The 25,340-nt window shown below is 67.4% G+C and carries 21 protein-coding genes; 15 read left to right on the plus strand and 6 right to left on the minus strand.

From position 1 onward, the window contains the following. Nucleotides 1-5: 5 nt before the first annotated feature. The 5 genes from WS45_RS04395 to WS45_RS04415 all read left to right on the plus strand — a co-directional run bounded on the left by WS45_RS04395 (nt 6) and on the right by WS45_RS04415 (nt 5,509). Nucleotides 6-1,082 carry a LacI family DNA-binding transcriptional regulator gene (locus tag WS45_RS04395; RefSeq protein WP_059698418.1) on the plus strand — a complete coding sequence of 359 codons (1,077 nt, stop codon included), beginning with the start codon at nt 6-8 and terminating at the stop codon, nt 1,080-1,082. Then, entirely contained in the window at nt 1,079-2,101 is a 1,023-nt protein-coding gene (locus WS45_RS04400) for an NAD(P)-dependent oxidoreductase (RefSeq protein ID WP_059698419.1), read from the plus strand. Before WS45_RS04395 ends, WS45_RS04400 begins: the two co-directional genes overlap by 4 nt. After that, nucleotides 2,098-2,952: an amidohydrolase family protein gene (locus WS45_RS04405; RefSeq protein ID WP_059698421.1), complete on the plus strand. Its 855-nt coding sequence runs from the start codon at nt 2,098-2,100 to the stop codon at nt 2,950-2,952. The genes WS45_RS04400 and WS45_RS04405 overlap by 4 nt, the downstream gene beginning before the upstream one ends. Nucleotides 2,953-3,584: 632 nt before the next feature. After that, a complete protein-coding gene (locus tag WS45_RS04410; protein WP_059698423.1) occupies nt 3,585-4,355 on the plus strand; it encodes a hypothetical protein in 771 nt (256 codons plus the stop codon). A gap of 20 nt (nt 4,356-4,375) precedes the next feature. After that, the gene (locus WS45_RS04415; protein ID WP_059698425.1) at nt 4,376-5,509 is read left to right on the plus strand and encodes a transporter substrate-binding and LysM peptidoglycan-binding domain-containing protein; all 1,134 of its coding nucleotides are present in this window, start codon (nt 4,376-4,378) and stop codon (nt 5,507-5,509) included. A 93-nt stretch (nt 5,510-5,602) separates the two neighbouring features. Here WS45_RS04415 and WS45_RS04420 read toward each other — a convergent pair whose 3' ends face one another. Then, the gene (locus WS45_RS04420) at nt 5,603-6,691 is read right to left on the minus strand and encodes a calcium:proton antiporter (protein ID WP_059533841.1); all 1,089 of its coding nucleotides are present in this window, start codon (nt 6,689-6,691) and stop codon (nt 5,603-5,605) included. Between the two features lie 544 nt (nt 6,692-7,235). Between WS45_RS04420 and WS45_RS04425 the strand changes: the two genes are divergently transcribed. From WS45_RS04425 to WS45_RS04440, 4 genes are all read left to right on the plus strand, one after another. Beyond that, a complete protein-coding gene (locus tag WS45_RS04425; RefSeq protein WP_059698427.1) occupies nt 7,236-8,789 on the plus strand; it encodes a 3-hydroxyacyl-CoA dehydrogenase in 1,554 nt (517 codons plus the stop codon). A 59-nt stretch (nt 8,790-8,848) separates the two neighbouring features. Further along, nucleotides 8,849-10,171: a phenylacetate--CoA ligase PaaK gene (paaK, locus tag WS45_RS04430; protein ID WP_059698429.1), complete on the plus strand. Its 1,323-nt coding sequence runs from the start codon at nt 8,849-8,851 to the stop codon at nt 10,169-10,171. 39 nt (nt 10,172-10,210) lie between these two features. Next, on the plus strand, nt 10,211-11,011 hold the full coding sequence (locus tag WS45_RS04435; RefSeq protein WP_059698431.1) for an enoyl-CoA hydratase-related protein: 801 nt from the start codon (nt 10,211-10,213) through the stop codon (nt 11,009-11,011). A gap of 120 nt (nt 11,012-11,131) precedes the next feature. After that, complete coding sequence (locus WS45_RS04440; RefSeq protein WP_059533833.1) at nt 11,132-11,806, plus strand: MarC family protein; 675 nt, start codon at nt 11,132-11,134, stop codon at nt 11,804-11,806. A gap of 194 nt (nt 11,807-12,000) precedes the next feature. Here WS45_RS04440 and WS45_RS04445 read toward each other — a convergent pair whose 3' ends face one another. From WS45_RS04445 to WS45_RS04455, 3 genes are all read right to left on the minus strand, one after another. Continuing rightward, a complete protein-coding gene (locus tag WS45_RS04445; RefSeq protein ID WP_059698433.1) occupies nt 12,001-12,867 on the minus strand; it encodes a CPBP family intramembrane glutamic endopeptidase in 867 nt (288 codons plus the stop codon). Nucleotides 12,868-12,939: 72 nt separating this feature from the next. Next, nucleotides 12,940-13,596: a VC0807 family protein gene (locus tag WS45_RS04450; protein ID WP_059691270.1), complete on the minus strand. Its 657-nt coding sequence runs from the start codon at nt 13,594-13,596 to the stop codon at nt 12,940-12,942. 144 nt (nt 13,597-13,740) lie between these two features. After that, nucleotides 13,741-14,805, minus strand: coding sequence for a 2,3-butanediol dehydrogenase (locus WS45_RS04455; RefSeq protein ID WP_059698435.1), 1,065 nt, complete (start codon nt 14,803-14,805; stop codon nt 13,741-13,743). 485 nt (nt 14,806-15,290) lie between these two features. Here WS45_RS04455 and WS45_RS04460 point away from each other — a divergent pair, with 485 nt between their 5' ends. Further along, nucleotides 15,291-15,773 carry a DUF3331 domain-containing protein gene (locus WS45_RS04460; RefSeq protein ID WP_059698437.1) on the plus strand — a complete coding sequence of 161 codons (483 nt, stop codon included), beginning with the start codon at nt 15,291-15,293 and terminating at the stop codon, nt 15,771-15,773. A 23-nt stretch (nt 15,774-15,796) separates the two neighbouring features. On the opposite strand, the gene WS45_RS04465 is transcribed toward WS45_RS04460, so the two are convergent. After that, nucleotides 15,797-16,996 carry a GNAT family N-acetyltransferase gene (locus WS45_RS04465; protein ID WP_059698439.1) on the minus strand — a complete coding sequence of 400 codons (1,200 nt, stop codon included), beginning with the start codon at nt 16,994-16,996 and terminating at the stop codon, nt 15,797-15,799. 161 nt (nt 16,997-17,157) lie between these two features. On the opposite strand from WS45_RS04465, the gene pdxR reads away from it, so the two are divergent. After that, entirely contained in the window at nt 17,158-18,630 is a 1,473-nt protein-coding gene (gene pdxR / locus WS45_RS04470) for a MocR-like pyridoxine biosynthesis transcription factor PdxR (protein WP_059698441.1), read from the plus strand. 29 nt (nt 18,631-18,659) lie between these two features. Here pdxR and WS45_RS04475 read toward each other — a convergent pair whose 3' ends face one another. Continuing rightward, on the minus strand, nt 18,660-19,913 hold the full coding sequence (locus WS45_RS04475) for an MFS transporter (protein ID WP_059698443.1): 1,254 nt from the start codon (nt 19,911-19,913) through the stop codon (nt 18,660-18,662). Nucleotides 19,914-20,045: 132 nt separating this feature from the next. Between WS45_RS04475 and WS45_RS04480 the strand changes: the two genes are divergently transcribed. From WS45_RS04480 to WS45_RS04495, 4 genes are all read left to right on the plus strand, one after another. Next, nucleotides 20,046-20,921: a LysR family transcriptional regulator gene (locus WS45_RS04480; RefSeq protein ID WP_059698445.1), complete on the plus strand. Its 876-nt coding sequence runs from the start codon at nt 20,046-20,048 to the stop codon at nt 20,919-20,921. A 235-nt stretch (nt 20,922-21,156) separates the two neighbouring features. Next, nucleotides 21,157-22,737 carry a trypsin-like peptidase domain-containing protein gene (locus WS45_RS04485; protein WP_059698447.1) on the plus strand — a complete coding sequence of 527 codons (1,581 nt, stop codon included), beginning with the start codon at nt 21,157-21,159 and terminating at the stop codon, nt 22,735-22,737. A gap of 294 nt (nt 22,738-23,031) precedes the next feature. Continuing rightward, nucleotides 23,032-24,054, plus strand: a complete 1,023-nt coding sequence (locus WS45_RS04490) for a restriction endonuclease (protein ID WP_179950353.1) — start codon at nt 23,032-23,034, stop codon at nt 24,052-24,054. Between the two features lie 69 nt (nt 24,055-24,123). After that, entirely contained in the window at nt 24,124-25,092 is a 969-nt protein-coding gene (locus WS45_RS04495; RefSeq protein WP_059698451.1) for a DUF2971 domain-containing protein, read from the plus strand. Nucleotides 25,093-25,340: the final 248 nt, after the last annotated feature.

Genomic DNA, 25,340 nt, shown 5'->3' on the forward strand with positions numbered 1-25,340 from the left:
GTTCATTGCAAGACGACATGAGTACGATTCAGGACGTGGCCCGTCATGCGGCTGTTTCGGTCAGCACGGTTTCGAACGTGCTCAACGGCCGCACCGATCAGATGAAGCCGGAGACGCTCGAACGCGTGAAGGCGTCGATGGATGCGCTGCAGTACCGGCCGAGCACGCTCGCGCGCCAGCTCAAGACGGGGCAGACGCCGCTCGTCGGGCTGCTGGTGCCGTCGATGGCGAATCCGATGTACGGCTACATCGCGCGCGAGATCGAGGCTTGCGCGCAGGAGCAGTACGGCCATCGCGTGCTGATCGGCAACACGTACCGCGACGCGGGCAAGGAGGCGTCGTTCTTCGACGACCTGTTTGCGCACGGCGTGCGGCGCGTGATCGTGATCTCGTCGCTCGCCGACGAAAGCCACCTCGAACGCGCGGCCGAACGCGGGATGACGGTCGTCAGCTACGACCGCCGCGCGACGCCCGGCGAGCAATCGAAGGTCGATCACGTGACGGCCGACAACGAAGCGGCCGCGCGGCTCGCGACCGCCTGTCTCGTCGCCGCGGGCCATACGCGGCTCGCGTTCGCGACGGTGGCCGGCGTCACCGTGAGCCGCAGCGACAAGATTCGCGGCTTTCTCGCGGCTGCGCGCGACGCAGGTGCCGATGCGCAAGTGCTCGACGGCGGTCCGGCGAACGAATATGGCGACGCGGTGATCGTCGAGGTCGGGCGCGCGCTGGGCGCGGCGCTCGCGGCCGATCCGGCGCGGCCGACCGGCATCGTCGCGGTCAACGACCTGTTCGCGCTGGGCCTGATGGCCGGGCTGCGCGACGGCGGATTGCGCGTGCCGGACGACGTATCGGTCGTCGGGATGGATGGTCACTTCCTGTCGGCGATCTCGTGGCCCGCGCTGACCACGGTGCAGCTGCCCGTCACGGACATGGCCGCGGAAATGGTGCGGCGCGTGATGCGGCACGACGGCGACCCGTCGGAGCCCGGGCAGTGCGTGTTCCCGGGCGTCACGCTCGTCGAGCGCGCGTCGGTCGCTCCGCCGCCGCCACGTGCGGTCGAATCGGACGGAGCCCCCGCATGACGCGCGTCTATGTGACCCATCCGTCCGGGATGCTCGATTACTACTTCGGTGCGAAGGCGCTGCGCGCGCTGCGGGCGATCGCGGACGTCACGTGCAATCCGCTCGACCGCGAGCTCGGCACGGACGAGCTGATCGCCGCCGCCCAGGGATGCGACGCGATGATCGCGTACCGGCAGACGCCGGCGCCGCGCGCGCTGTTCGCGGGGCTGCCCGCGCTCGCCGCGTTCCTGCGCTGCGCGGTCGACATTCGTACCGTCGACGTCGACGCGGCGAGCGAATTCGGCGTGCTGGTCACGCAGGCGAGCCCCGGTTTCGGGCCGGCCGTCGCGGAGTGGGTGATCGGCGCGATGATCGACCTCGCGCGCGGTATCGGCGCGTACGCCGATGCGTACCACCGCGGCACGCCGCCGCTGCCGCGGATGGGCCGCGAATTGCGCGGCGGCACGCTGGGCGTGGTCGGCTATGGACAGATCGCGCGCCATCTCGCGCCGATCGCGACGGCGTTCGGGATGCGCGTGCTCGTGTGCGATCCGTACGTGCGGGTCGACACGCCGTCGATCGAACAGGTCGACCGCGCGACCTTGCTGCGCAACGCGGATTACGTCGTGTGCCTCGCGCCGGCGACGCCCGCCACCGCGAACCTGTTCGATGCGGGTGCATTCGCCGCGATGAAGCCGGGCGCGTGCTTCGTCAATGCGTCGCGCGGCGAGCTCGTCGACGAGCGGGCGCTGGCCGACGCGCTCGACAGCGGCCGGCTGGCCGGTTGCGCGCTCGATGTCGGCCGCGCGACGGACCAGATGCCGACGCCCGCACTCGCCGCGCATCCGCGCGTGATCGCCACGCCGCATATCGGCGGACTGACGCGGCCGGCGGTCGAGCACCAGGCACTGGAGACGGTCGAACAACTCGCCGCGCTGCTCGACGCACGCGTGCCGAACGGCGCGGTCAACGCCGCGCGCGCGACGCGGCTCGCACGCTGGCGATCGGCCGACGCATCCGCCGCGCCGGGCGCACGATGACGCACGACCGCACCGGTGCACGGTCGTCGCCCGCCTGCGATTGCCATATTCATATTTACGACGATGCGTATCCGCTCGCACCGACGGCGACGTTCCGCCCGCCGCATGCGCCGGTGGACGCGTATCGCCGCGTGCAGCGGGCGCTCGGCCTCGCGCGCGTGGTCGTCGTGCAGCCGACCGGTTACGGGTTCGACAACCGCTGCACGCTCGATGCGCTGGCCGCGCTCGGCCCGCAGGCGCGTGGCGTCGCGACGTTGCCCGTCGACGTGCCGGACGCCGAACTCGAGCGGCTGCACGCAAGAGGCATCCGCGGTGTGCGGTTCATGACGCTGTCGGGCGGCGTCGCGCGATGGGACGAGCTCGAGCGGATGGCCACGCGGATCGCGCCGCTCGGCTGGCACATCGACCTGCAGCTCGATGGCCGGACGCTGCCCGACGTCGAGTCGATGCTGACGTCGTTGCCGGCGCATGTCGTCGTCGATCACACGGGCAAGTTCCTGACGCCGGTGACGCCGGATGCGCCGGCGTTCGTCGCATTGCGGCGCCTGCTGGATCGCGGCCACGTTTGGGTGAAGCTGTCCGCGCCTTACGAGACTTCGCGATGCGGTGCGCCCGGTTACGACGACGTCGCGCGCCTTGCCACCGTGCTCGCGCGCGAGCATTCGGCGCGCTGCGTGTGGGGTAGCAACTGGCCGCATCCGAACGCGTCGCCGGTGCCCGACGATGCGCACCTGCTCGGCTGGTTGCACGCCTGCGCGGCGGACGAGGCGGTCGGCCGCGCGATGCTCGTCGACAATCCGGCCGTGCTGTACGGGTTCGATGCGGACGCCGCGATCGGCGCCGAGACGTAACATCCCGGCGGCCGGCCGCGGGCCGCGTTTCGATCGACGTCGATTTCGACCGAGCGCGACGCATCGCGGCGTCGGCAACATCCTTACCGTTCGGAAAGCTGACGCGCCGCGCACGCTTTCGATCGCGAAAGGGCAACGCACCGCGCCGACCGCTTGACGCTGCATGCCGGTCGGCGCAGGATACGTGAGTGCATTTGGAGCGGGGCGCGCTGGCCGCGCGTTCCCGCATCAGCGACGCGCACAAGAACAACGATGAGCCTTCACGCACTCGTACCGGAATCCCGGCGCCGCAGCCACCGGCCCGCCGGAATCGCGATTTTCCCGACGCCCGTCGCGTCACGTATCCGTCATCCCGTTTCGTACCGTGCATCGGTACACTTTCCCGTTCGCGCGCCGGCCGCGACGATGAGCGGTGCCGATCGGCGCCGCCGCGTCGCGCGTCAGCCTGTCGCGCCCGAATACCGTATCGCGCACGACGCTTACACCGGCGTTTCGTGACGCCGCCGGCACGCGTTCACGCATCGTGCCGTCGACCGTCCCGCGCGCGCGGCGGCACCGGAGTCCGAAGCATTTCGATTGAGCAGACGCAGCTTACGCACGCAGTTCAGTTCGAGGTTCAAGGAGAAAAACTCATGTCGCAGCTTTCGAATGAAGCAAACGGCAGTTCGGGGAGTGGCAAGGCAAAGCTGATCAAATGGGCGATCATCATCGCCGGCGTCGCGATCGCGGCACCGGCCGCGCTGTTCATCCTGAAGGGGATGATCGCGCTGATCACGGCGGCCGTGATCGGCCTCGGGGCGATCTATTTCGCGCCGGTCGTCGCGATGAAGTTCGCGAACCAGAAGGTGAAGATGATCGTCGAGGAAGCGCAGTCGAATCCGATCGAGACGCTCATCAACCAACTCGCGGAAAAGCGCCAGGCGGCGCAGAAATTCGCGGACAGCATCACCGCGTTCCGCACCGAAGTGAAGAACTTCGGGGACAAGACCGAACTGTTCGAGAAGCAGTATCCGGACGACGCGCCACGCTTTCGCGCGCAGCTCGACACGATGAAGCAACTGCTCGCGTTTCGCGAAAGCCGCTACAAGCAGGTGCAGACGGAACTGAAGAATTTCGCGTCCGCGATCGATCGCGCGAAGGCGATGTGGGACATGTCGCAGGCGGCGCAGCACATGAACAAGCTCGCGGGCCGGCAGACGGCCGATACGTTCGAGCAGATCAAGACCGACGTGGCCGTCGATTCGGTGATGCGCTCGGTGAACAAGGCGTTCTCCGAAATGGAGACGTCGCTGCTGGACAATCCCGAGGTCAAGCAGGCGCAACAGCAGGCGGCGATGAACGGCACGCCCGTGCCCGGCCCCGATGCGGCACGGGCCGCTGCATTGCCGTCGAAACAACAATAACTTCCCGCAGGCACGCAACCATGAAAAAACTTCTCGGTGCAGTCGTGTTTCTGGTGGTGCTCGTCGGCGTATGGATCGTCCACCAGGGCGGCCTGTCGACACTGATTCCCGCGCACGATGCGGCGCCCGGCGCGACGTCCGCGCAGGCGGGCGGCGCAGGCCAGCCCGCGCAGCCGTCGACGTCGGGCAACGTGCTGCCGGCCGGCTTCACGCCGCAGGCGAGCACGCTGAAATCGATCGCCGAAAACGGCGTCGTGCGAGTCTCGGTGCAGAACCCGAGCGAGCCGTTCTTCGGCGAGGACAAGGGCGCGCCGCACGGCTTCAACGTCGAATTCGCGCGGCTGCTGTTCTCGGATCCGTCGTTCTCGCACGGCGGCAAGCCGGTCGTCGTCGATACGCGTCACGAAGTCGACACGTACCCGGGCGTGCCCAAGCAACTGCTCGACACCGATGCGAAGGGCAACCATGTCGTCGACGTCGCGATGGACGGGCTGACGTTCCCGGACAACACGCCGGCGGGCGTCGTCTACTCGGTGCCGTACGTCGACGATTTCGGCTATTCGCTGATCGTGCGGCAAGGCTCCGCGATCCGCTCGGCCGACGATCTGGCCGGCAAGACGGTCGGCATCCTGAAGGGCGACCCGGACGTGCGTGCATTCGTCACGCGCCAGTATCCGAACGTCCAGTTGGTCGAGGTCGACGATTCCGACCCGGCTTTCATCGCGAAGAGCCTCGACGGCCATGCGGTCGACGCGTTCATCTACGACTATCCGTTCGCGGTCAGCTCGATCAAGGGCACCGACCTGAAGTTCGCGGTGACCAAGCTCGACGGCTCGAACATCGCGTACAAGATCGGCGTGCGTGCCGACGACCAGGACCTGCTGATCTACCTGAACGCCGCGATCGCGAAGCTCAAGCAGTCGCCGCAGTATCTGGACCTGCTGCGCAAGTACTTCGTCAGCGACCAGGCGATGACGACCGCGGCCGCGTCGGGCGAAAAGACGTACGTGGTGAAGGCGGGCGACACGCTGAACATGATCGCGGCGAGCAAGCTGGGCAGCGGCCAGCGCTATCGCGAGATCCAGCGCCGCAACAACCTCGCGAACCCGAACCTGATCCTGGCTGGCCAGCATCTCGTGATTCCGGTCCGGTAGGCGCGGCGTGAAGCGAAGAAGGTGAAGCGGGGAAGATGAAACACGGCGCGCGGCACGGCGAATCGTTTTCGCCGTGCCGCGCGCCGTTTTGCGTCAGTGCGTGATCGACAGGAACAGGTAGGCCGCGAACAGCGACAAATGCACGACACCGTGCAGCACCGTCGTGCGTCCCTGGCTGAGCGTCAGCGTGCTGACCAGCAGCGTCAGCGACAGCAGCACGGTTTCCATCGCGCCGATCCCGAGCGTGAGCGGCTGGCCGACCCAGATGAACACGGCCGCGACGGTCGGAATCGTGAGCCCGATGCTCGCGAGCGCCGAGCCGAGCGCGAGGTTCATGCTGGTCTGCAAACGATTCGCGCGTGCGGCGGTGACGGCCGCGAGCCCTTCGGGCAGCAGCACGAGCGCGGCGATCACGATGCCGACCGCCGCTTCCGGCGCGCCGAGTTTCATCACCGCATGCTCGACGGCCGGCGACAGCAGCTTCGCGAGCAGCACGACCGCGACGAGGCTCGCGAACAGCAGCACGAGGCTGATCAGCGCGGTACGGCTGCTCGGCGGCGCCGCGTGCACCGATTCGTTCGCGCTGTCATGCTCGGTGAGGAAGTAGTCGCGGTGGCGCACGGTCTGCACGAATACGAATGCGCCGTACAGCACGAGCGACGCTACGCCGGCGAACGCAAGCTGCGATTTCGAAAAGAACGGGCCCGGCGCGGCGTTCAGGTAGTTCGGCATCACGAGCGACAGCACCGACAGCGACGCGAGCACCGCGAGCGCCTTGCTGGCGCCGCGTCCCTGGAAATCCTGTTCGCCGTGCTTCCACGCACCGACCAGCAGGCAGAGGCCGACGATGCCGTTGCAGATGATCATGACGGCGGCGAACACGGTGTCGCGCGCGAGGCCCGATTTCTCGGGGCCCGCGCCGAGCATCACCGACACGATCAGCGCGACTTCGATGACGGTCACGGCGACTGCGAGCACGAGCGTGCCGAACGGCTCGCCGACGCGGTGCGCGACGACTTCGGCATGGTGGACGGCGGCGAACACGGCGCCGGCGAGCGCGGCGGCGAACACGGCGATGACGAGGCCTTCGGCCGGCACGACGCGCGACAGCGCGAGTACCAGCCATGCGGCAAGCGGGGCCCAGAGGGTCCAGCGCGGGAGCTGGTTGGACGAGAGCGGCATGGACGGTTTCCTATGCGGGTGGCGGCGCGACGCGCCGTCACGGGTTGACGAAGCCCGGCCGGATGATCCGCCGAACGAGGACGATGAAGCTGATGCACGGCAGCACGGAACGGCGCTGCCTCGGGTTCGCCGCCGTGAGGCGACGAGGGGCGCGGGCGGGCCGAGGCCCGTCGCTGGATGAAACGGTTCGATGCGACCGAGTGCCGAAGGCGGGACGCTTGCACCTGACGACAGACGTGCCGGCGGGACTGAACCGACCCCGAAAGGGCGCGGACGATGGACGGCAACGGCGTGACACGCGGTTTCCCCCTGAAATCCGGCGAATTGTCGAATTTTATCAGGCGTTCGGGGGCCACTATCTCATATTTGAATGCTTTCATTGACCTTTCGGCTTGCAAAAAGTGCCCCGATCGTTCGATTTTTTGAGTTTTACAGTTTCCGTAACGGTCTCTTGCACGACAAATTCGGGCTCGCCCTGACATAAATCTACCGACCGGTCGGTTTATAATCGCTCGCACTTCCACTTCATGACGGATCGCAAGCGATGGCTGTTTCTTCTGCACATTCGGTGAATTCGGGCGCGCTGGCGCAATCGGCGGTCGTCGGCGTGATCGGCGCAGGCGCGATGGGCGCGGGCATCGCGCAGGTTGCCGCGGCGGCCGGCCATGCGGTGCTGCTGTACGACCTGAACGAAGCCGCGTGCGACAAGGCGCTGGCCGGCATCCGCGCGCAGTTCGCGCGGCTCGCGGAGAAGGGCCGTCTCGAGCCGGCGCAAGCGGAGGCGGCCGGCAACCGGATTCGCGCGGTGCGCGCGCTGGCCGAGTTCGCCGGCGCGGCGCTGATCGTCGAGGCAGCGGCCGAGCGGCTCGACGTGAAGCGCGAGATCTTCGCGACGCTCGAGCGTCATGTCGACGATCGCTGCGTGCTGGCGACCAACACGTCGTCGATCTCGATCACGTCGATCGCGGCCGGGCTGCGCGCGCCGCAGCGCGTGGCCGGCCTGCATTTCTTCAATCCGGCGCCGCTGATGGCGCTCGTCGAGGTGGTCAGCGGGCTCGCGACCGCGCCGGAAGTCGCGCGGGCGCTGTACGACACGGCCGTCGCGTGGGGCAAGCGGCCGGTGCTGGCGAAGTCGACGCCGGGCTTCATCGTGAACCGCGTTGCGCGGCCGTATTACGCGGAGGCGCTGCGCGTGCTGAACGAGCAGGGCGGCACGCCGGCCTCGATCGATGCCGTGATGCGCGAAGCCGGCGGCTTCCGGATGGGGCCGTTCGAGCTGATGGACCTGATCGGCCACGACGTGAATTTCGCGGTGACCGAGTCGGTGTTTCGCGCTTACTTCAATGACCCGCGCTACACGCCGTCGCTGATCCAGCAGGAACTCGTGAACGCAGGCTTCCTCGGACGCAAGTCGGGCCGTGGCTTCTATTCCTATGCCGACGGCGCGACGCCGCCCGCGCCCGACCTCGAAGCGCAGCGTGACGCGCCGGCCGACGTCGTGCTGTTCGCGCAGGACGGCCCGGCTGCCGCGCTGCATGCACGCTTCGCCGAACGCATCGCGGGCGCGCGGCAGAGCGGCGCGCATGCCGACGAACTGCTGGCCGTGGCCGGCCGCGCGTCGATCGCGCTGACCGACGGCCGCACCGCGACGGTGCGCGCCGCGCAAACGGGCGTGGCCGACCTCGTGCTCGTCGATCTCGCGCGCGATTACGCGCAGGCCGGGCTCGTCGCGCTGACGCGCGCGCTGCAGTGCAGCGACGACGCCTATGCGGATGCGGTCGGCCTGTTCCAGCAAGCCGGCTTTCGCGTCGTCGGCATCGCGGACGTGCCGGGCATGGTCGCGATGCGCACCGTCGCGATGCTCGCGAACGAGGCGGCCGACACGGTGAACCAGGGCGTGTGCTCGCCCGCCGATCTCGATCTCGCGATGGAGAAGGGCGTGAACTACCCGTGCGGCCCGCTCGCGTGGGCCGATGCCATCGGCATCGGCCGCGTGCATCGCGTGCTGTCGAACCTCGCGGCGAGCTACGGCGAGGACCGCTATCGCATGTCGCCACGCATCGCCGCGCTGCACGCGGCCGGCCGCACGTTCCGCTAGCCGCCGGCAGCCGCACCCCGATCACGATAACGACATCACTCCATTGGAGGAGCACCCCGATGACTCACCCGACGCATCCCGCCGCCGCCCTCGAGCCGATCGAGACCGCCAGCCGCGACGAACTGCAGGCGCTGCAGCTCGAGCGCCTCAGGTGGTCGCTGCGCCACGCGTACGACAACGTCCCGCACTATCGCCGCACGTTCGACGCGGCCGGCGTGCATCCGGACGACCTGAAGACGCTCGCCGACCTGTCGAAATTCCCGTTCTCGACCAAGAACGACCTGCGCGACAACTATCCGTTCGGGCTGTTCGCGGTGCCGCGCGAGCAAGTCGTGCGCGTGCATGCGTCGAGCGGCACGACCGGCAAACCGACGGTGGTCGGCTACACGGCGCGCGACATCGATACCTGGGCGAACGTGACCGCGCGCTCGATCCGCGCGGCCGGCGGCCGTCCGGGCGACACGCTGCACAACGCGTTCGGCTACGGGCTCTTCACGGGCGGCCTCGGGATTCACTACGGCGCGGAGCGGCTCGGCTGCATGGTCGTGCCGATGTCGGGCGGGCAGACCGAGAAGCAGGTGCAGCTGATTCGCGATTTCGAGCCGAAGATCATCCTCGTCACGCCGTCGTACATGCTGAACCTGATCGACGAGATGGTGCGGCAGGGCATGGACCCGGCCGAGTCGTCGCTGAAGATCGGCATCTTCGGCGCGGAGCCGTGGACGCAGGCGCTGCGCGAGGAGGTGGAGACGCGCGTGGGCATCGACGCGCTCGACATCTACGGGCTGTCGGAAGTGATGGGCCCGGGCGTCGCGTGTGAGTGCGTGGAGACGAAGGACGGCCCGGTGATCTGGGAAGACCATTTCTATCCGGAGATCATCGATCCCGTGACCGGCGAAGTGCTGCCGGACGGCAGCGAGGGCGAACTCGTGTTCACGTCGCTGACGAAGGAAGCGATGCCGGTGATCCGCTACCGCACGCGCGACCTCACCGCGCTGCTGCCGCCGACCGCGCGCGCGATGCGCCGGCTCGCGAAGATCACGGGCCGCTCCGACGACATGCTGATCGTGCGGGGGGTGAACGTGTTCCCGAGCCAGATCGAGGAAATCGTCGTCGCGCAGACGAAGCTGTCGGGCCAGTTCCAGATCACGATCTCGCGCGACGGCCACATGGACCGGCTCGATCTCGCGGTCGAGCTGCGCTCCGAGGCCGCCGCGTGCGTGACCGACGGCGACCGCGCGGCGATCGCGCGCGAGCTGCAGCACCGGATCAAGACGATGGTCGGCGTGTCGGCGGGCGTGACGGTGCTCGGCGCGGGCGGCATTCCCGCAAGCGCGACCGGCAAGGCCCGGCGCGTGATCGACCGCCGGCAGGCCGCCTGAGTTTCGCCGTTCCCTGTTCTACCCGAGGAAACCTGTTCGATGGATGGATTGAAGACCCTGGCCGTCGCCGTCGATGCGCGCGGCATTGCGACCGTCGCGCTGCAGCGCGGCGACGTGCTCAACGCGTTCGACGAGACGATGATCGCCGAGCTGACCGACGCGTTCACGACGCTCGGCGGGCGCGACGACGTGCGCGCGATCGTGCTGCGCTCGGACGGCCGCGCGTTCTGCGCGGGCGCCGACCTGCAGTGGATGCAGCGCGCGAGCGCGAACGACGCCGCCGCGAATTTGCGCGACGCCGAGCGGTTCGCCGCGATGATGCGGGCGATCCGGCAGTGCCCGAAGCCGACGGTCGCGCGCGTGCAGGGCCACGCGTTCGGCGGCGGCGTCGGCCTGTGCGCGGCTTGCGACATCGTGATCGCGAGCGATCACGCGCGCTTCTCGGTCAGCGAGGCCCGTTTCGGGATCCTGCCGTCGGTGATCGGCCCGTATCTGGTCGAGGCGGTCGGCCAGCGCCAGGCGCGCCGGCTCGCGCTGACCGCGACGCAGATCGCGGCCGGCGAGGCCGTCGCGATCGGGCTGATCCACCAGGCCGTGCCGTCCGACGCCCTCGACGCGGCGCTCGACAAGACCCTCGCCGAACTGAGCCGCAATGGCCCGAACGCGCTGATGGAGATCAAGCGCTTTTTCGACGCGATCGGCGAGTATCCGCCGTCGGACGAACGCGCGGCGTTCACCGCACAGACGATCTCCCGCGTGCGGGCGACGCCGGAAGCGAAGGAAGGCTTCGCCGCGTTCTTCGCGAAGCGGCCGCCGGCGTGGGAGCCGGTCGCCGAATAAGGGCGTCGCGCGGCCCGTCGGGCCCGGGGCGTGATTTGCGTCGCGGGCGCGGGCGCTTGCTCTACAATGCGTGACCCCCGGCGCGCCGCCGGCCCAGCCCCGACCGTTTCCTCGCTTCCGATGATCGTCAATCGCCTTATCTCCGAGATCCTGTTCGGCTTCACCGGCCTGATCGGCATCATCAATCCGATCGGCATCGCGTTCCTGTTTCTCGAACGCACCGAGGCGCTGACCGAGGACGAGCGGAACCTGCTGGCGAAGAAGGTGGCGTTCAACGCGTTCATCGTGTTGCTGGTCGCGTTCTTCGCCGGCACGCCGGTGCTGCATTTCTTCGGGATTTCGATGGAAGCGCTGCGGATCGGCGGCGGCTTCGCGGTCGCCGTCGCGGGCTGGCAGATGCTGAACGAGCCTGACGGCCCGGCGGGCGGCGGCGATACGCCGATCAAGCCGATCAATGCGAACGCGATCATGACCCGCGCGTTCTTCCCGCTGACCGTGCCGCTGACGGTCGGCCCCGGCTCGATCGCCACCGCGATCGCGCTGAACGCGAACCGCACGCACAAGCTGTCGGAATTCATGCTGTCGAGCATCGTGTCGATCGCGGTTTCCGCGCTCGTCGCGGTCGTGATCTGGCTGACCTACAGCCGTGCCGCGCTGCTGTCGCGTTATCTCGGCACCGAAGGCACCAAGGTCGCGAAGCGCGTGTCGGCGTTCCTGCTGCTGTGCATCGGCGTGCAGATCATGCTGACCGGCTTCTCCGAATTCCTGCAGCCGCTCGCCGACCAGATCAAGTAACTCCGTTCGTCGTTCGACGCGCAACCCGGGCCGAGCGGCGCATCCGGGCTGCGGGGCGGCATTCGTCCGTCCGGCCTTGGCCGGTAGCGCGCGAGTGCACCGATACGCGTTTGCGCGCCGCGGGATACCATGCGACGTCCGGCGGATGCATGCCGCGGCGTTCGTGCCCGCCGCCGCACCGCCGCGCACGGCGTTCAGCGCGCGGCGGCGAGCATCGGGTAGGTGAACAGCCCGAAGTGGATCGCGTTCAGCCCCGCATGCGCGAGCGCGGACGCGAGCAGCCCGCCGCGCCGCCAGGCGAGGCCATAGCCGATGCCGGCCACCGTGCCGAGCACGATCCAGGGCCAGCCGCCGGCCGCGTGCGCGGCGCCGAACAGCACCGCGCCGATCGCAAGTGCGGCCCATGGCCCCCAGCCGAACCGGCCGAGCACGCGCGTGAGTCCACCCTGCACGTAACCGCGGAACAGCGCTTCCTCCGCGAGCGTGACGAGCAGCACGTTGTTGACGAGCCACATCCAGCCCGACGCCGGCCATTTCGGCGCCCAGCCGACCATCCCGAAGGCGAGCGCGCCAGCCAGGCAGGCCGCCGCCGTCGCGACGGCCGCCACGGCGCCGGTGCGCAGCGCGCGTGCCGGCGGGACGTCCGGCGCGATCCACGGCAGCGCCCACAGCAGCCACAGACCGACGAGCGGCTTGTCGAAATTCAGGTACATCGTGAACGGCACGGCATCCGGCGTGAAACGCGTCGGTTCGATCACGCGCGGATTGTGGAAGCCGGGGATCAGGTGCAGGCTCAGCGCGATCGCGAGCGCGGCAAACGCGACGTGCGCGCCGATCCGCACCGCGACCGGACGGCCCGGCGCGACGCCCCAGGCGGCGGCCACGAGCAGCGCGAGCGGCGCGAGCACGATCGGCTCCAGCTTGCCGAACGCCAGCGCAGCGGCATAGCCGAGCGCGGCAAGGGCGATGCTCAGGCCGTGCAGCGGGCGCTGCCACGCGAATGCGGCGGCCGCGAACAGCGCGAGCCAGATCGTGGCACACGGGAGAAGCGAGAGAGACATGGGGCGATGCAGGGTCGGACGAAACGCCGCGCATCATACCCTAGCGGCCGTGACATGCCGCGGGGCGGGCGCTCAGCGGCCGGCGATTTCGGTGATGCCGTCGCGGCCAGGGATGTCGACGCGGTTGCGCTCGCGCATTCGCCGCCGGTACCAGAAGGTCCACAGCAGCAGCGTGCCGAACACCGTGTAGCCCATGATCGGCGACACGACGAGCACGCGCTCGACGGGCCAGGTGACGACCATCCACAGGCGCAGCAGCATCTCGAGCGTCATGCACGCGCCCCACACGAAAGTCATCAGCCGCAGCATCTGGCGCAGCCCCGGCTGCTCGGCCCAGACCGTCTCGAAACGCGCGGCGCCGCCGGCCATCTCGCGGGCCACCGTCGCGCGCGCGAGATAGAAAATCAGCGGACGATCGCGGAACAACGACAGCAGGAACACGACGCCGATCGTGCCGGACGCGAGCGATTCACGCATCAGCAGCGTGCGCGCGCTGCCGCCGAGCGCCATGCCGGCGATCGACAGCGCGATGCCGAGCAGCACGATGGCGGCCACCGCATCGATGCGGCGGGAGCGGATGAATTCGACGATGGACCAGACGATGGGCGGAATCGCCGACGCATACAGCGCGCCGGTTTCGCCGAAATACGGATGCGCCGCCCGGTATGCGACCCAGGGCAGCAGCAGGTTGACGACGAGTTCGAGGATCAGGCCGGCTCGTGGTTTCACGGAAGCGGGCGCGCGGGCGGCGCGCGGGGCGGTGATGTCGCTTCGAGTATATCGAAGTCCGACCCCGCGCGCCCGCACCCGGTGCCGTTGTGCGCGCACCGAAAACGGGCGGGAACATGTGCCGGTCGGCCGGTCCCCGGTTCGTCAGGCGGTCGCGGGCTGGACGATGATCTTCACGTTCCGGTCCTTGTGGTTGACCAGTTCCTCGAAGCCGTGCGTGACGATGTCGCCGAGGTTGATGCGTCCGGTGATCAGCGGCTGCACGTCGATGCGGCCGTCCGCGATGAAGCGGATCACGTCCGCGAATTCGCCGTTGTACGCGAGCGAGCCGATCACTTCCTTCTCGGTCGACACGATGTCGAAGAAGTTGAACGACGTCGGCTCCTCGAAGATGCCGACCATCACCGACTTGCCGGCCTTGCGGATCACGTCGATCGCGAGCTGCGCGGTGGCCGTGTGGCCGATGCACTCGAACGACACGTCGGCACCGTAGCCGCCCGTCAGCGCCTTGATTTCCGCGATCGCGTCGGACGCCTTCGGGTCGATCACGACCGTCGCGCCGACTTCCAGCGCCTTCTGCTTGCGCGCGGCCGACATTTCCAGCGCGATCACGCGTCCGGCGCCCGCGGCCTTCGCGCACATGATCGTGCAGAGGCCGATCGTGCCGGCGCCGACCACGACGACGGTCTGGCCAACGATGTTGCCGGCCTTCTTCACCGCATGCAGCCCGACGGCGAGCGGCTCGATCAGCGCGCCGGCTTCGGTCGGGAAGTCGTCGGGCAGCTTGTACAGCAGTTCGGCCGGCACGTTGACGAATTCGGCGAATGCGCCGTTGTTCATCAGCCCGGTGAACGCGAGGTTCTCGCAGATGTTGTACAGCCCGTGCCGGCAATACCAGCAGGTGCCGCAATGCTGGCACGCGTCGGCCGTCACGCGTTCGCCGACCGCGAAGCCCGTCACGCCGGCGCCGAGCGCCGCGATTTCGCCGCTGAATTCGTGGCCGAGGATGCACTGGCCCTTCAGGCCCGTCAGCGGGTGCGGCGCGTCGACGGGGATGAATACGGGCCCGGCGACATACTCGTGCAGGTCGGAGCCGCAGATCCCGCACCAGTGCACGCGGATCTGGACCCAGCCGGCCGGCGGATGCGCCGGAACGGGAACCTCCTCGACGCGGATGTCGTTGCGGCCGTGCCAGACGGCGGCCTTCATGCTGCTGGGAGCGGTGTTCGGTGCCGGTGTACTCACGTTGCTGTCTCCGTCAGGTTGTCGTCGGACGCGCGGCAAGGCGGCCGGCGCGTCCGTCGCGCGATTGCGCGAGCGACCGACATGCAGGAACGGGGCCAGCCCGAATCGGCGGTCGGGTGGCGACGGAGCGGGAGGCGCAGTGTGCGGTGCAGCATCTGGTTTTGCGCTGACATCAGGAGGCGTGCAGAGCGAATCGCACGTGAAACTTGCTGCGCTTGCGACGGGCTGGAACGCGTGAGACGCCGGGACATTCGTCTCAGCCGATTGAGACGAAACGCGAGACGCTGCCACCGCCGTCGGGCAACCCATTGTGCCGATCGGCGAAACGCATCGTTGCACGCTCCACCTCTTTACTTGAAGTTAACTTCAATTTGTATCATCTGCGGCAATGTCCGATCGCGTGCGTGCGCGGCGCGACTCGCTTCAATCTTCACGGAATGTCATCCAGCATGCCAAACCTCATCGAAAGCCTGATCTGCGAGTACGTGTCGTACCACATGCTGGTAGCCGACGAGCGGGACGCGATGCCGTTGTCGCCAGAGGTCGGGATGGCCCGGCAGTCGGAGCGTACCGATCGCGCGCCGTTTCCGGAGCCTGTCGCGCCTGGCGTTTCACCGTTGCGGCCGCAACTGTTCGTGTCGATTCTGGAGGCTGGCGACGACGGCTTGCTGGTGCGCTGGAGCGAAAGCGGGCGCTGCCATTACGGCGAGCAACGCTGGCGCTTGCGCGTCGCGTTGCAGCCGGGCCGCTGCGCGATCTCGGGGCAGGCGATCGAGCCGGGCGAACCGGTGTACCGGCCGGTGCGGCGGCCGGTGCCCGTCAACGGCGACGAGATGATCCACCCCGCGTCGGTGCCGCCCGCGGCCGGCGCCGCGTGTCACGTAGCACCAGCCTGCGGCGAGGCGACGGATCCGGTCGACGCCCTGGGCTGAGCGCGACCGGTCGCCCCCGCGCGTTACTTGAGATCTTTCCGGTACTGAATGAACCCCGCGTTGGTCGCGAGCTTGTCGTACAGCGCGCGCGCCGTCGTATTGGTTTCGTGCGTGAGCCAGTACACGCGGCTTGCGCCGGCTTCACGGGCCCGCTCGTACACGGCTTCGATCAGCGCACCGCCCGCGCCTTGTCCGCGGGCGTCGGCCGCCGTGAACAGGTCCTGCAGATAACAGTACGGCCCTTCGGTCCAGCATGAGCGGTGATAGATCGCGTGCACGATGCCGACCAACGTGCCTGACGCGTCGAAGGCGCCGAGCACGAACATCGGTTCGGCGGGGTCCATCAGGCGCGCCCACGTCGTCGCGAACACGGCGTCGCTCAGCGCGGTCTCGTAGAACCTCTGGTAACCCTGCCACAGCGGGCGCCATGCGGCTTCGTCGGCGGCGACGAGCGGTCGGACCGTGACGCGCGTCGCGTCGTTCGCGCGGCCGGCTGCGTCGCGCGCACGAGCCCGCGCGTGGCGGATCGCAACGAGCGACTCGCGCTGCGCACCGTTGGCGTCGAAGTTCTCCGGCGCGAGCCAGGCTTCGAACGCGGCGCGCACATCCGGCCATTCGCCGTCGACGATCGAGAACCACGCCGTGTCGCGATTGCGGCCCTTGTAGATGATCGCCTGCCGGAACGTGCCCTCGTAACGGAAGCCGAGCCGCGCGGCCGCCTTGCGCGACGGCTCGTTGAGATCGTCGCACTTCCATTCGTAGCGCCGGTAGCCGAGCGTGTCGAACGCGTATTTCATCAGCAGGTACTGCGCTTCCGTCGAAATCGGCGTGCGCTTGAGCAGCGGCGAGAACGTGACGGAGCCGACCTCGATCACGCCGTTGGCCGGGTCGATGCGCATCAGCGCGAGCGTGCCGACCGCTCGGTTCGTCGCGCGGTCGATCACCGTGTAGTGCAGCGGATCGGCGCTTGCCGCCGCGCCGCGCGCGTAGTCGCGGTAGCTCGACTCGTCGGTGTACGGCCCGTGCGCGAGATAGGTCCAGTCGCCGCCGTCGGGCGCCTGCGCATACGCGGCGTACAGGTCGGCGGCATGGCGGTCGGCGTCGAGCGGTTCGAGGCGGCAGTAGCGGCCCTCGAGCACGATGCGCTCCGGGCGCGGGCGCGCGGACCAGTCGGGAACGGGGTGGCCGATGGGCTGCTGGAAGTCGTTGGTGAGCGTGGACAAGGTCGATCTCGCTTCGGTTGGCGGCCGGCGACATGCCGGCATGCAGACGATCGTAGTCCCGGCGAGGTACCATGAGAAGCGCCAGACAGTGGCAAATTTATGGTGCCACGAACGCGCAACGATGGCGCCATGCACCGAGACTTCCACGCCGCGATATCCCGATGACGACTGCCATTCCTTCCGGCGCCGCGCCGCTGCTGCCGCTCGACGCGCCGCTCGCGCGCACGGCCGGCGCGCCTTCCTTGCAGCGGCAGTTGCTGCGTCGTCTACGTGACGCGATTCTCGGCGGCGCGATGCCGGCCGGCACGCGGCTGCCCGGCACGCGCGCGCTGGCCGAGACGCTCGGCGTGTCGCGCAACACGACGGCGGCCGTCTACGAACAGCTCGTCGCCGAAGGCTTCCTGCAATCCGATCGCCGCGGCACGCGCGTGGTCGGTCTGTCGCGGCCGGCCGCACCGCGTCGGCGGGCCGCGCCGCCGGCCGTCGCGCAGCGGCTAGGCCGGATCCGTCCGAGCCTGATCGGCACGGGCGAATCGGAGGGCTTCCGGCCGGGCGTGCCCGCGCTGTCGCATTTTCCGGTCGATGCGTGGCGGCACGCGATCGACCGCGCGTTGCGCCGCGCCGGCCGCGACCTGCTCGCGTACGGCGACCCGCTCGGCGAGCGCGCGCTGCGCGAGTCGATCGCGCGCCATCTGGCCGTGACGCGCGGAGTGCGCTGCGATCCCGAGCAGATCGTGATCACCGAGGGCGCGCAGGGGGCGATCGCGTTGTGCGCGCAACTGCTGACGAACCCGGGCGACACGGTCTGGGTCGAGGAGCCCGGCTATCGCGGCGCGCGCACCGCGATGCAGGCGGCCGATCTCGACGTCGTGCCGATGCCGGTGGACGCGGAGGGGCTGCGCGCGGAAGACGCGGACTGGCGCGAGCGGCCGCCGCGGCTCGTCTACACCACGCCGTCGAACCAGTTCCCGACCGGCGCGGTGCTGTCGATCTCGCGCCGGCTCGCGCTGATCGACGCCGCACGCCGGCATCGCGCGTGGATCATCGAGGACGACTACGACAGCGAGTTTCGTCACACGGGCGAGCCGATCGGCGCGTTGCACGGGCTCGCGGCCGATTCACCGGTCGTCTATCTCGGCTCGTTCAGCAAGACCATGTTTCCGGCGTTGCGGATCGGCTTTCTCGTGCTGCCCGACGCGCTGCTGGCCGCGGTGCGGCCGGCGTTGCCGGAGATGCTGCGCGGCGGGACGCGCCACGTGCAGCTCGCGCTCGCCGATTTCATCGAGACGGGGGAATACGGACGGCATCTCGGGCGGATGCGCCGGTTGTATCGCGACCGGCGGCGCTTGCTGCTCGCCGCGCTGGACGACGCGTTCGCCGTGCCGCATCAGGTCGAGGGCGGGCCGTGCGGGCTGCATCTGGCGCTGCGGATGCCGGCACGCTATCGCGACCGCGCGATCGTCGAGGCGGCGCGCGCGCACGGGATCGGGCCGTTTCCGCTGTCGGGGTTTTCGATCCACGCGACGTCGGCGGCCAACGGGCTCGTGCTCGGTTTCGGCAATACGTCGGCCGATGCGTTCGCGCCGATGCTGCGGACGTTGTCGACGATCGCGCATCGGGTTGCGGGAGAGTGAACCGCAGCCGCGTCGCCGCGAATCGGAACTTACCGCACGCGTTCCTCGCGCATGATCCGGCGGGCAGCCGCCAGGCCGAGCACGAGCAGCACCGCGACATACGCGGCGACCGCGCCCCACGCACCGTGCTGCCAGAACGTGCCGCCGACCGAGCCCAGCACGCTTGACCCGAGGTAATAGGCCAGCAGGTAGAGCGACGCGGCGTGCCCCTTCGCAGGCCCGGCGAGCTGCCCGACCCAGCCGCTCGCGACCGCATGCGCGACGAAGAAGCCGATCGTGATCAGCACGATCCCGACGATGATCGCGACGAGCGAATACGATAACGTGAGCGCGAGGCCGGCCGCGAACACGAGAATGCCGCTGACGAGGACGGGCGCGCGCCCAAGACGATCGGCGAGTGCACCGGCGCTCGACGACGACACCATCCCGAACAGATAGGCACCGAAGATCAGCCCGCATGCGGTCGCGCTCAGGTTGAACGGCGCGGCCGTCAGCCGGAACCCGGCGTAGTTGTACACGGTCACGAACGCGCCCATCACGAGGAAACCGATCGCGAACACGAACGGCAGGCGCGCGTGATGCAACTGCGCGCTCCACAGCCGCAGGTGGTGACGCAGCGTCAGGTCGGTTCGCTTCACGAAGCGTCGCGACTGCGGCAGCAGCATCACGAACGCGATCGCCGCGACCAGGTCGACGACGCCGATCGTCAGCATCGCGGTGCGCCAGGAGAAATACTCCTCGAGCGCGCTCATCCCGATTCGCCCGATCATGCCGCCGAACGCGGTGCCGCCGACATAGAGCCCCATCGACAGGCCCAGCCCGTCGGCGGCGATTTCCTCGGCGAGATAAGCCATCGCCACTGCCGGGACGCCGCCGAGCGCGAAACCTTCGAGCGCGCGCCAGATCAGCAGCAGGTTCCAGTTCGGCGCGATCGCCGAGAGCACGTTGAACAGCGCCGCGAGCGTCATCGACGCGAACATCAGCCCGCGTCGGCCGAAGCGTTCGGACAGCGCGCCGGCGCACAGGATGGAGACCGCCAGCATCCCCGTCGACAGCGACAGAGACAGCGAGCTCGACGCCGCGCCCAGGTTGAACTCGCGTGCGAACGCGGGCAGCAACGGCTGCACGCAGTACAACAGCGAGAAGGTGGAAAAGCCGGCCAGGAAGAGTGCCAGTGCAATGCGCTTGTACGCCGCCGAGCGCGGCGACACGCCGGCGGGCAGCGCATCCGGCGCGGCGCTTGGTGCGCGAGTCGCGGTGGACGAAATCGCGGGATTCGACATGCTATGTACCCGATGGGCTGGGGAATGTCCGAATTCTTGCGCACGATCATATATATGTCCAATATATGAAAGAAACCGTAGCGATACTTTTTGAGAATGGCTCGATCGCCATTTCCATCGACCCGAGATCACATGGAACTTCGCCATCTCCGATACTTCCTGGCCGTGGCGGCCACGTCGAACTTCACGAAGGCCGCGGAAGCGCTCGGCATGGGGCAGCCGCCGCTGAGCCAGCAGATCAAGGCGCTCGAAAACGAACTCGGCGTGGAGCTGTTTCGGCGGACCGCGCGCGGTGCCGAGCTGACCGTCGCGGGAGAGGTGTTCGCGGAGGAGGCACGGCGCGTGCTCGACGATGCGGAGCGCGCGGCGCGGGCGGCAAAACGGGCCGCGCGTGGGGAAATCGGGCAACTGCGGGTCGGTTTCACCGGGACGGCGGCCTTCAATTCGAAAGTGGCCGACCTGATTCGCCGCTTTCGCGAAGCGTTTCCGGATACGGACCTGACGTTGCAGGAGGCGACCTCCGGCGTGTTGCTCGAGGCGCTGGACGCCGGGCGGCTCGATGTCGCGATCGTGCGGCCGGAGCGTCGCATCGCGGACACGTTGCTGGCCGCGGATTGGGACGAGGAGCCGATGTTCGTCGCGATGCCGGTCGCGCATCGGCTTGCGCAGCGGCGTCGGATCGATCTGGCGGAACTGGCCGACGAGGCTTTCGTGCAGGTGCCGCGCGAAGCGGGCAGTGCGCTGTTCGACGACATCGTCGCGGCGTGCAATGCCGCCGGCTTCCAGCCGCGCATGGCGCAGCCCGCGCCGCAAATCGCGTCGGCGGTGACGCTCGTCGCGGCCGGGCTCGGCGTGTCGATCGTGCCGAAGGCGATCACCCAGGTGCAGGTCGCGGGCGTCGTGTATCGGCAGGTCGCGGGCAACGGGCTGCGCGCGCGGCTCGCGATTGCGTCGCGACGCGACGATCCGTCGGCGGTGGTGCGCAACTTTCTGCTGCTGGCCTGGTAGCGCGGGACGTACTTCGCCGCGCGCATCACCGCGATGGCGGGTGAATGTTCCGATTGACGAACCGTGAACTTTGCCCGGAACGAACGCTGTCGCGGCTCCGACGCCGCGCGACGGCCCGGCATGCGGGTTTCGATTCGTATGTTCCGCATGCTGCGTGGACTATAAATGGAGGGGTGTACCGGTGCTTGTCGGCGCCCGCGCGGGGCGGGGCCGCGACTGCCGGGGGAGGTGCACCGTGGTTCGCCAGACGCTTGCTCGCGCCGTGCTTCGCACCGCGTTGATCGGGGGCGTATTCGCCTCGTTGCTGTCGCCGTCGGCAGCCGTTGCCGGAACCGTCGCACCGCCCGCCACACCGCCTGTCATGAAGAACCGGCTCGCCGCATCGCCTCACGCGATGCCGGTCGACTTCCCGACGATCGTCGACCGATACGGCCCGGCAGTCGTGACCATCATGACCGCCGCACCCGACCAGCAGGCCGGTGGCCCGTCCTTCGCGATTCTCGATTCCGACGATCCGCTCGCCGCGTTCTTCCGCCGCGGTGGTCCGCCGATGTCCGCACAGGTTCCACCGGCGCCCGATACGGCGCCGCGCACGCTGTCGGGCAGCGGCTCGGGTTTCATCGTCAGCGCCGACGGGCTGATTCTCACATCCGCGCATGTCGTCGACGATGCGACCGACGTCACGGTGCGACTCGCCGATCATCGCGACCTGAAGGCGACGGTCTTGGTCGTCGATCCGCAAAGCGACGTCGCCGTGCTGCACGTCGACGCGACGAAGCTGCCGGTCGTGCGCATCGGCGATTCGTCGCGGGTGCGCGCCGGCGAACCGGTGATGACGATGGGCGCGCCGGACGGCTCGGGCAACACGGTCACGGCCGGCATCGTCAGCGCGACGTCGCATGCGCTGCCCGACGGCAGCGCGTTTCCGTTCTTCCAGACCGACATCGCGGTGAATCCCGACAACTCGGGCGGCCCCGTGTTCAACCGCGCGGGCGACGTGATTGGCATCGCGGTGCAGGTCTATACGGGCGCCGACCGCTACGCGAGCACGACGTTCGCGATTCCGATCGCGCTCGCCGTGAAGGTGCGTGCGCAAGTGCAGGCGCAGATGCGGGCCAGTGCGCAGACGCAGCGCGCGTCGTCCGGCAACGCGTTGGGTGTCGACGTGCAGGACGTCGGCGCCGGGCTGGCTGCGGCGTTCGGCCTGCCGCGTCCGGCGGGCGCGCTCGTCAACGGCGTCGATCCCGGCTCGCCCGCCGCCGCGGCCGGCGTGAGGCCCGGCGACGTGATCGTGAAGTTTGGCGGCAAGCCGATTGGCCGGTCGGCCGAACTGAACGACCTGGCCGCCGAATTGCCGTCAGGCGCGAAGGCGCCGCTGCGGGTGATCCGCAACCGCGTGCCGATGATGCTGACGGTCACCGGCGTGGGGACCGGCGATGCGATCGACAGCGCGGGAGTGACGGGGAGCGGGGGCAATGCGGGCGGCGCGGGCACGGTCGGCGCGGGCGGTGCCGCCGGCGCGGCGATGGCGGCCGCGCGGCCGGCTGACAGCGGCGATCGGCTCGGGCTGACGATGCATCCGCTGAGCGACGCCGAACGACGTTCGACCGGGCTCGCGGTCGGGATGATGGTGGATGCGGTGCACGGGCCGGCCGCGAACGCGGGGATCCGGCCTGGAGATGTCGTGCTCGAACTCAACGACACGCTGCTCGAAACGCCGGACGACGTGCAGTCGCTCGAAGCGAAAGGTGGGGTGATCGCCGTGTTGATTCAGCGCGAGAATGCGCGGAAGTTTGTGTCGGTGCGGGCGCGGTAGGGGGGTGATGGGGGCGTGGGGGGAGAGCGTCGGCTGGCGGCCACTTTCAGCCGTTCACATTCTTCGTCAGTCGGACGTTTAGACGTCGGCTCCGCTCCTGTAACCGGTCATCGGATTGTCAATAATTCAGCGTCCCTGTGATTCAGCGTCACCGCGCGGTAGGGGCCGCGTGCCATGACTGACTAGGACGCGCCGGGTTCGCTAGCTCACTCCAATCGGTTGTGCTTCCCAGATCGAGAAGAGAGTTTGGCTTGGGCGATAATGCATATCGCTTGTCTCGAAAGGCTCTACACTATGTTCTCGCCCATGTTAGTGCAGTACCTTGTCGGCCTGTGTTGTCTCCGCTACGACCCGGACGCGGTTGACGTCACAATCGGCGACATGGTTTTGGATGAAGCGGCAGAAAAAGAGCGGGACGTCGATATAACGGTCACGATCGTCGGCGACGACGGAGAAATATCGGCGTTTAAAGCGTCGGAGGTAAAGCACGAGGGTAAGCCGCTTGATGTCGGCACTGTAGAGCAGTTGATCCTCAAATTGAATGACATGCCTAAGGTGACGCACAAGGCGATATTTTCAACGTCCGGATATACCGATGGAGCTCGTAAAAAGGCCGCTTCGCATGGCGTCGATCTCTATACTATGCAGCCGTGGGAAAATCGAATTGAGAATGATTTCCCAGATTTTCCCGGTGTTGGTACGCCTAGCGAATTTCTGAGCCAGTTCTCGGGTAGCCTCTTGTGTTGGCCGCAGCACAAGTTATCCATTACGTGCGCACCCGGGTCCCCGACGTCTTTTACCATTAATGATGACGATCGAATTTATGATCGTGACGGGTCTGCACACCCGGCGCATTCGACCTTCGGTGAATACAAACGCGCGGTCTTGCTGAGATCTACGGAGATCCTTTACATTCTGGAGCCCGCACAGACGGTCCTTCATACGTTTCCCTATGGGCTTCACGAGCAAGGTGACTTCTCTTTAGGTCCCGCATGGCCTCATACGCACACATTGGATGTTCGCGCGGACGAAGTTTACGCGAAAATTGACGAAGGAGCACCTTTTCGATTCGATTCGATCACTATATCTGGCAATCTCCAGTGGCAGCGTCGAAATTCCAAACTCGAATTCAATATTTTGAAGCGTGTTACCGACGATTCTGTCTTTGCCGGTGCGGCCGTCGCTGCCTATGGCGTCGACGATGAACGATTGTTCGCAATGATTTTTCCAGATAAAGGCCGTGAGTTAGGCATCCATCTTTTCAGCATCCCTGAAAAGCAAAGAAACATGATTCGTAAGCTCAAGATAAAAGGTTAGTCTCGATATAAGTAATACGATTCCGAATGCTGACGACCGAAAAGAAGTGAGGATGGGAGGTAAATCGCGATGAGAGACAATTTTGATTATAAGGCGTACTTACGCCCTATTTGGGCCGACCTTCGGCCCGCTGACCAGCGTTTTCCGGCGTTCAGGCCGTTGATTGCGCACTACTGCTCGATCGCCACGCTCGAGGCAGTCGTCAAGAACGAGCAGTTCTGGTTCTCGAATCCGCTGTACATGAACGACTACGAAGAACTGGTGTTCGGCCTGGCAAACAGCCGCAACCGGTTTCTGCAGAACACTTCTATCAGGAATGCCTTCAAGAATCCGGAGCAATACGACAGGTTTCGCGAACAAGTTCTCTGGATCTATGACCAGTTCGACAAAGGTCTGCTATTCGACATCTACATCGCCTGTTTTGCCGAACACGATCCGACCGACAATGATGGTCTTCTGTCAATGTGGCGGGGATATGGTGCGAATGGCAGTGGCGCGGCTATCGTGTTTAATACTGCGGCGCTAACGGAGATCCCGCATTCACCGCTGCGCATGGACCCGGTCACCTACGGGACGAGCGAAGAACGGCTTGCATGGATCGATCAGATTCTGAATAAATTCGCCGAACTGGTGGCCGCATACGACATCCCCGAAGATGCCTTTCCCGCTTGCGCGTCAGAGCTTTTTGAGCGGCTTCTCATGTTCTCGGTCTTTACCAAGCATCGCGGCTTTCGGGAGGAGAAGGAATGGCGAGTGGTCTACTCGCGGCATTATGATCCGAACCAGATTCTCACAGACATGCTCGGCTACTTCATCAACGGCGGAACGGTTGAGCCAAAGCTGAAATTCAGGATTGCGCCGCTCGACGGCGCCGCCGCTGGTGTCACGCTAGAACAGCTTGTGGTGAAGATTATCCTGGGTCCCAACGGCGCATCGGTCCGTTCCACTATGGCCGTGCGGCGAATGCTAGAAACGCTTGGCAAGCCGGTACTGGCGGAACGTGTGGTGACATCGTCCACCCCGTACCGCGCGAAGTAGATTCCCCAACCCCCCATCGATATGCGGGCGGAGGTACGGACGGAAATCGCCCACCGAGGATAGCAGGGCGTCGCGATTCGAAGTAGCTCTGTCGTGATCGATGACGCGCATGACCGCTTCAGTGCAAGAAGAGACAAAGCGGCACGCCGTCGTCGAACGGCAGAGACGGGTGGTGGATTCAACCGGTCGATGCAACAGCTTGATGGAATCGTTCAGCCGGTGTATCGAAGTTTAGTGTCTTGCGTGGA

Origin of the sequence: Burkholderia sp. RF2-non_BP3 (assembly GCF_001522185.1) — a bacterium.
In the GTDB taxonomy this organism is placed as follows: domain Bacteria; phylum Pseudomonadota; class Gammaproteobacteria; order Burkholderiales; family Burkholderiaceae; genus Burkholderia; species Burkholderia diffusa.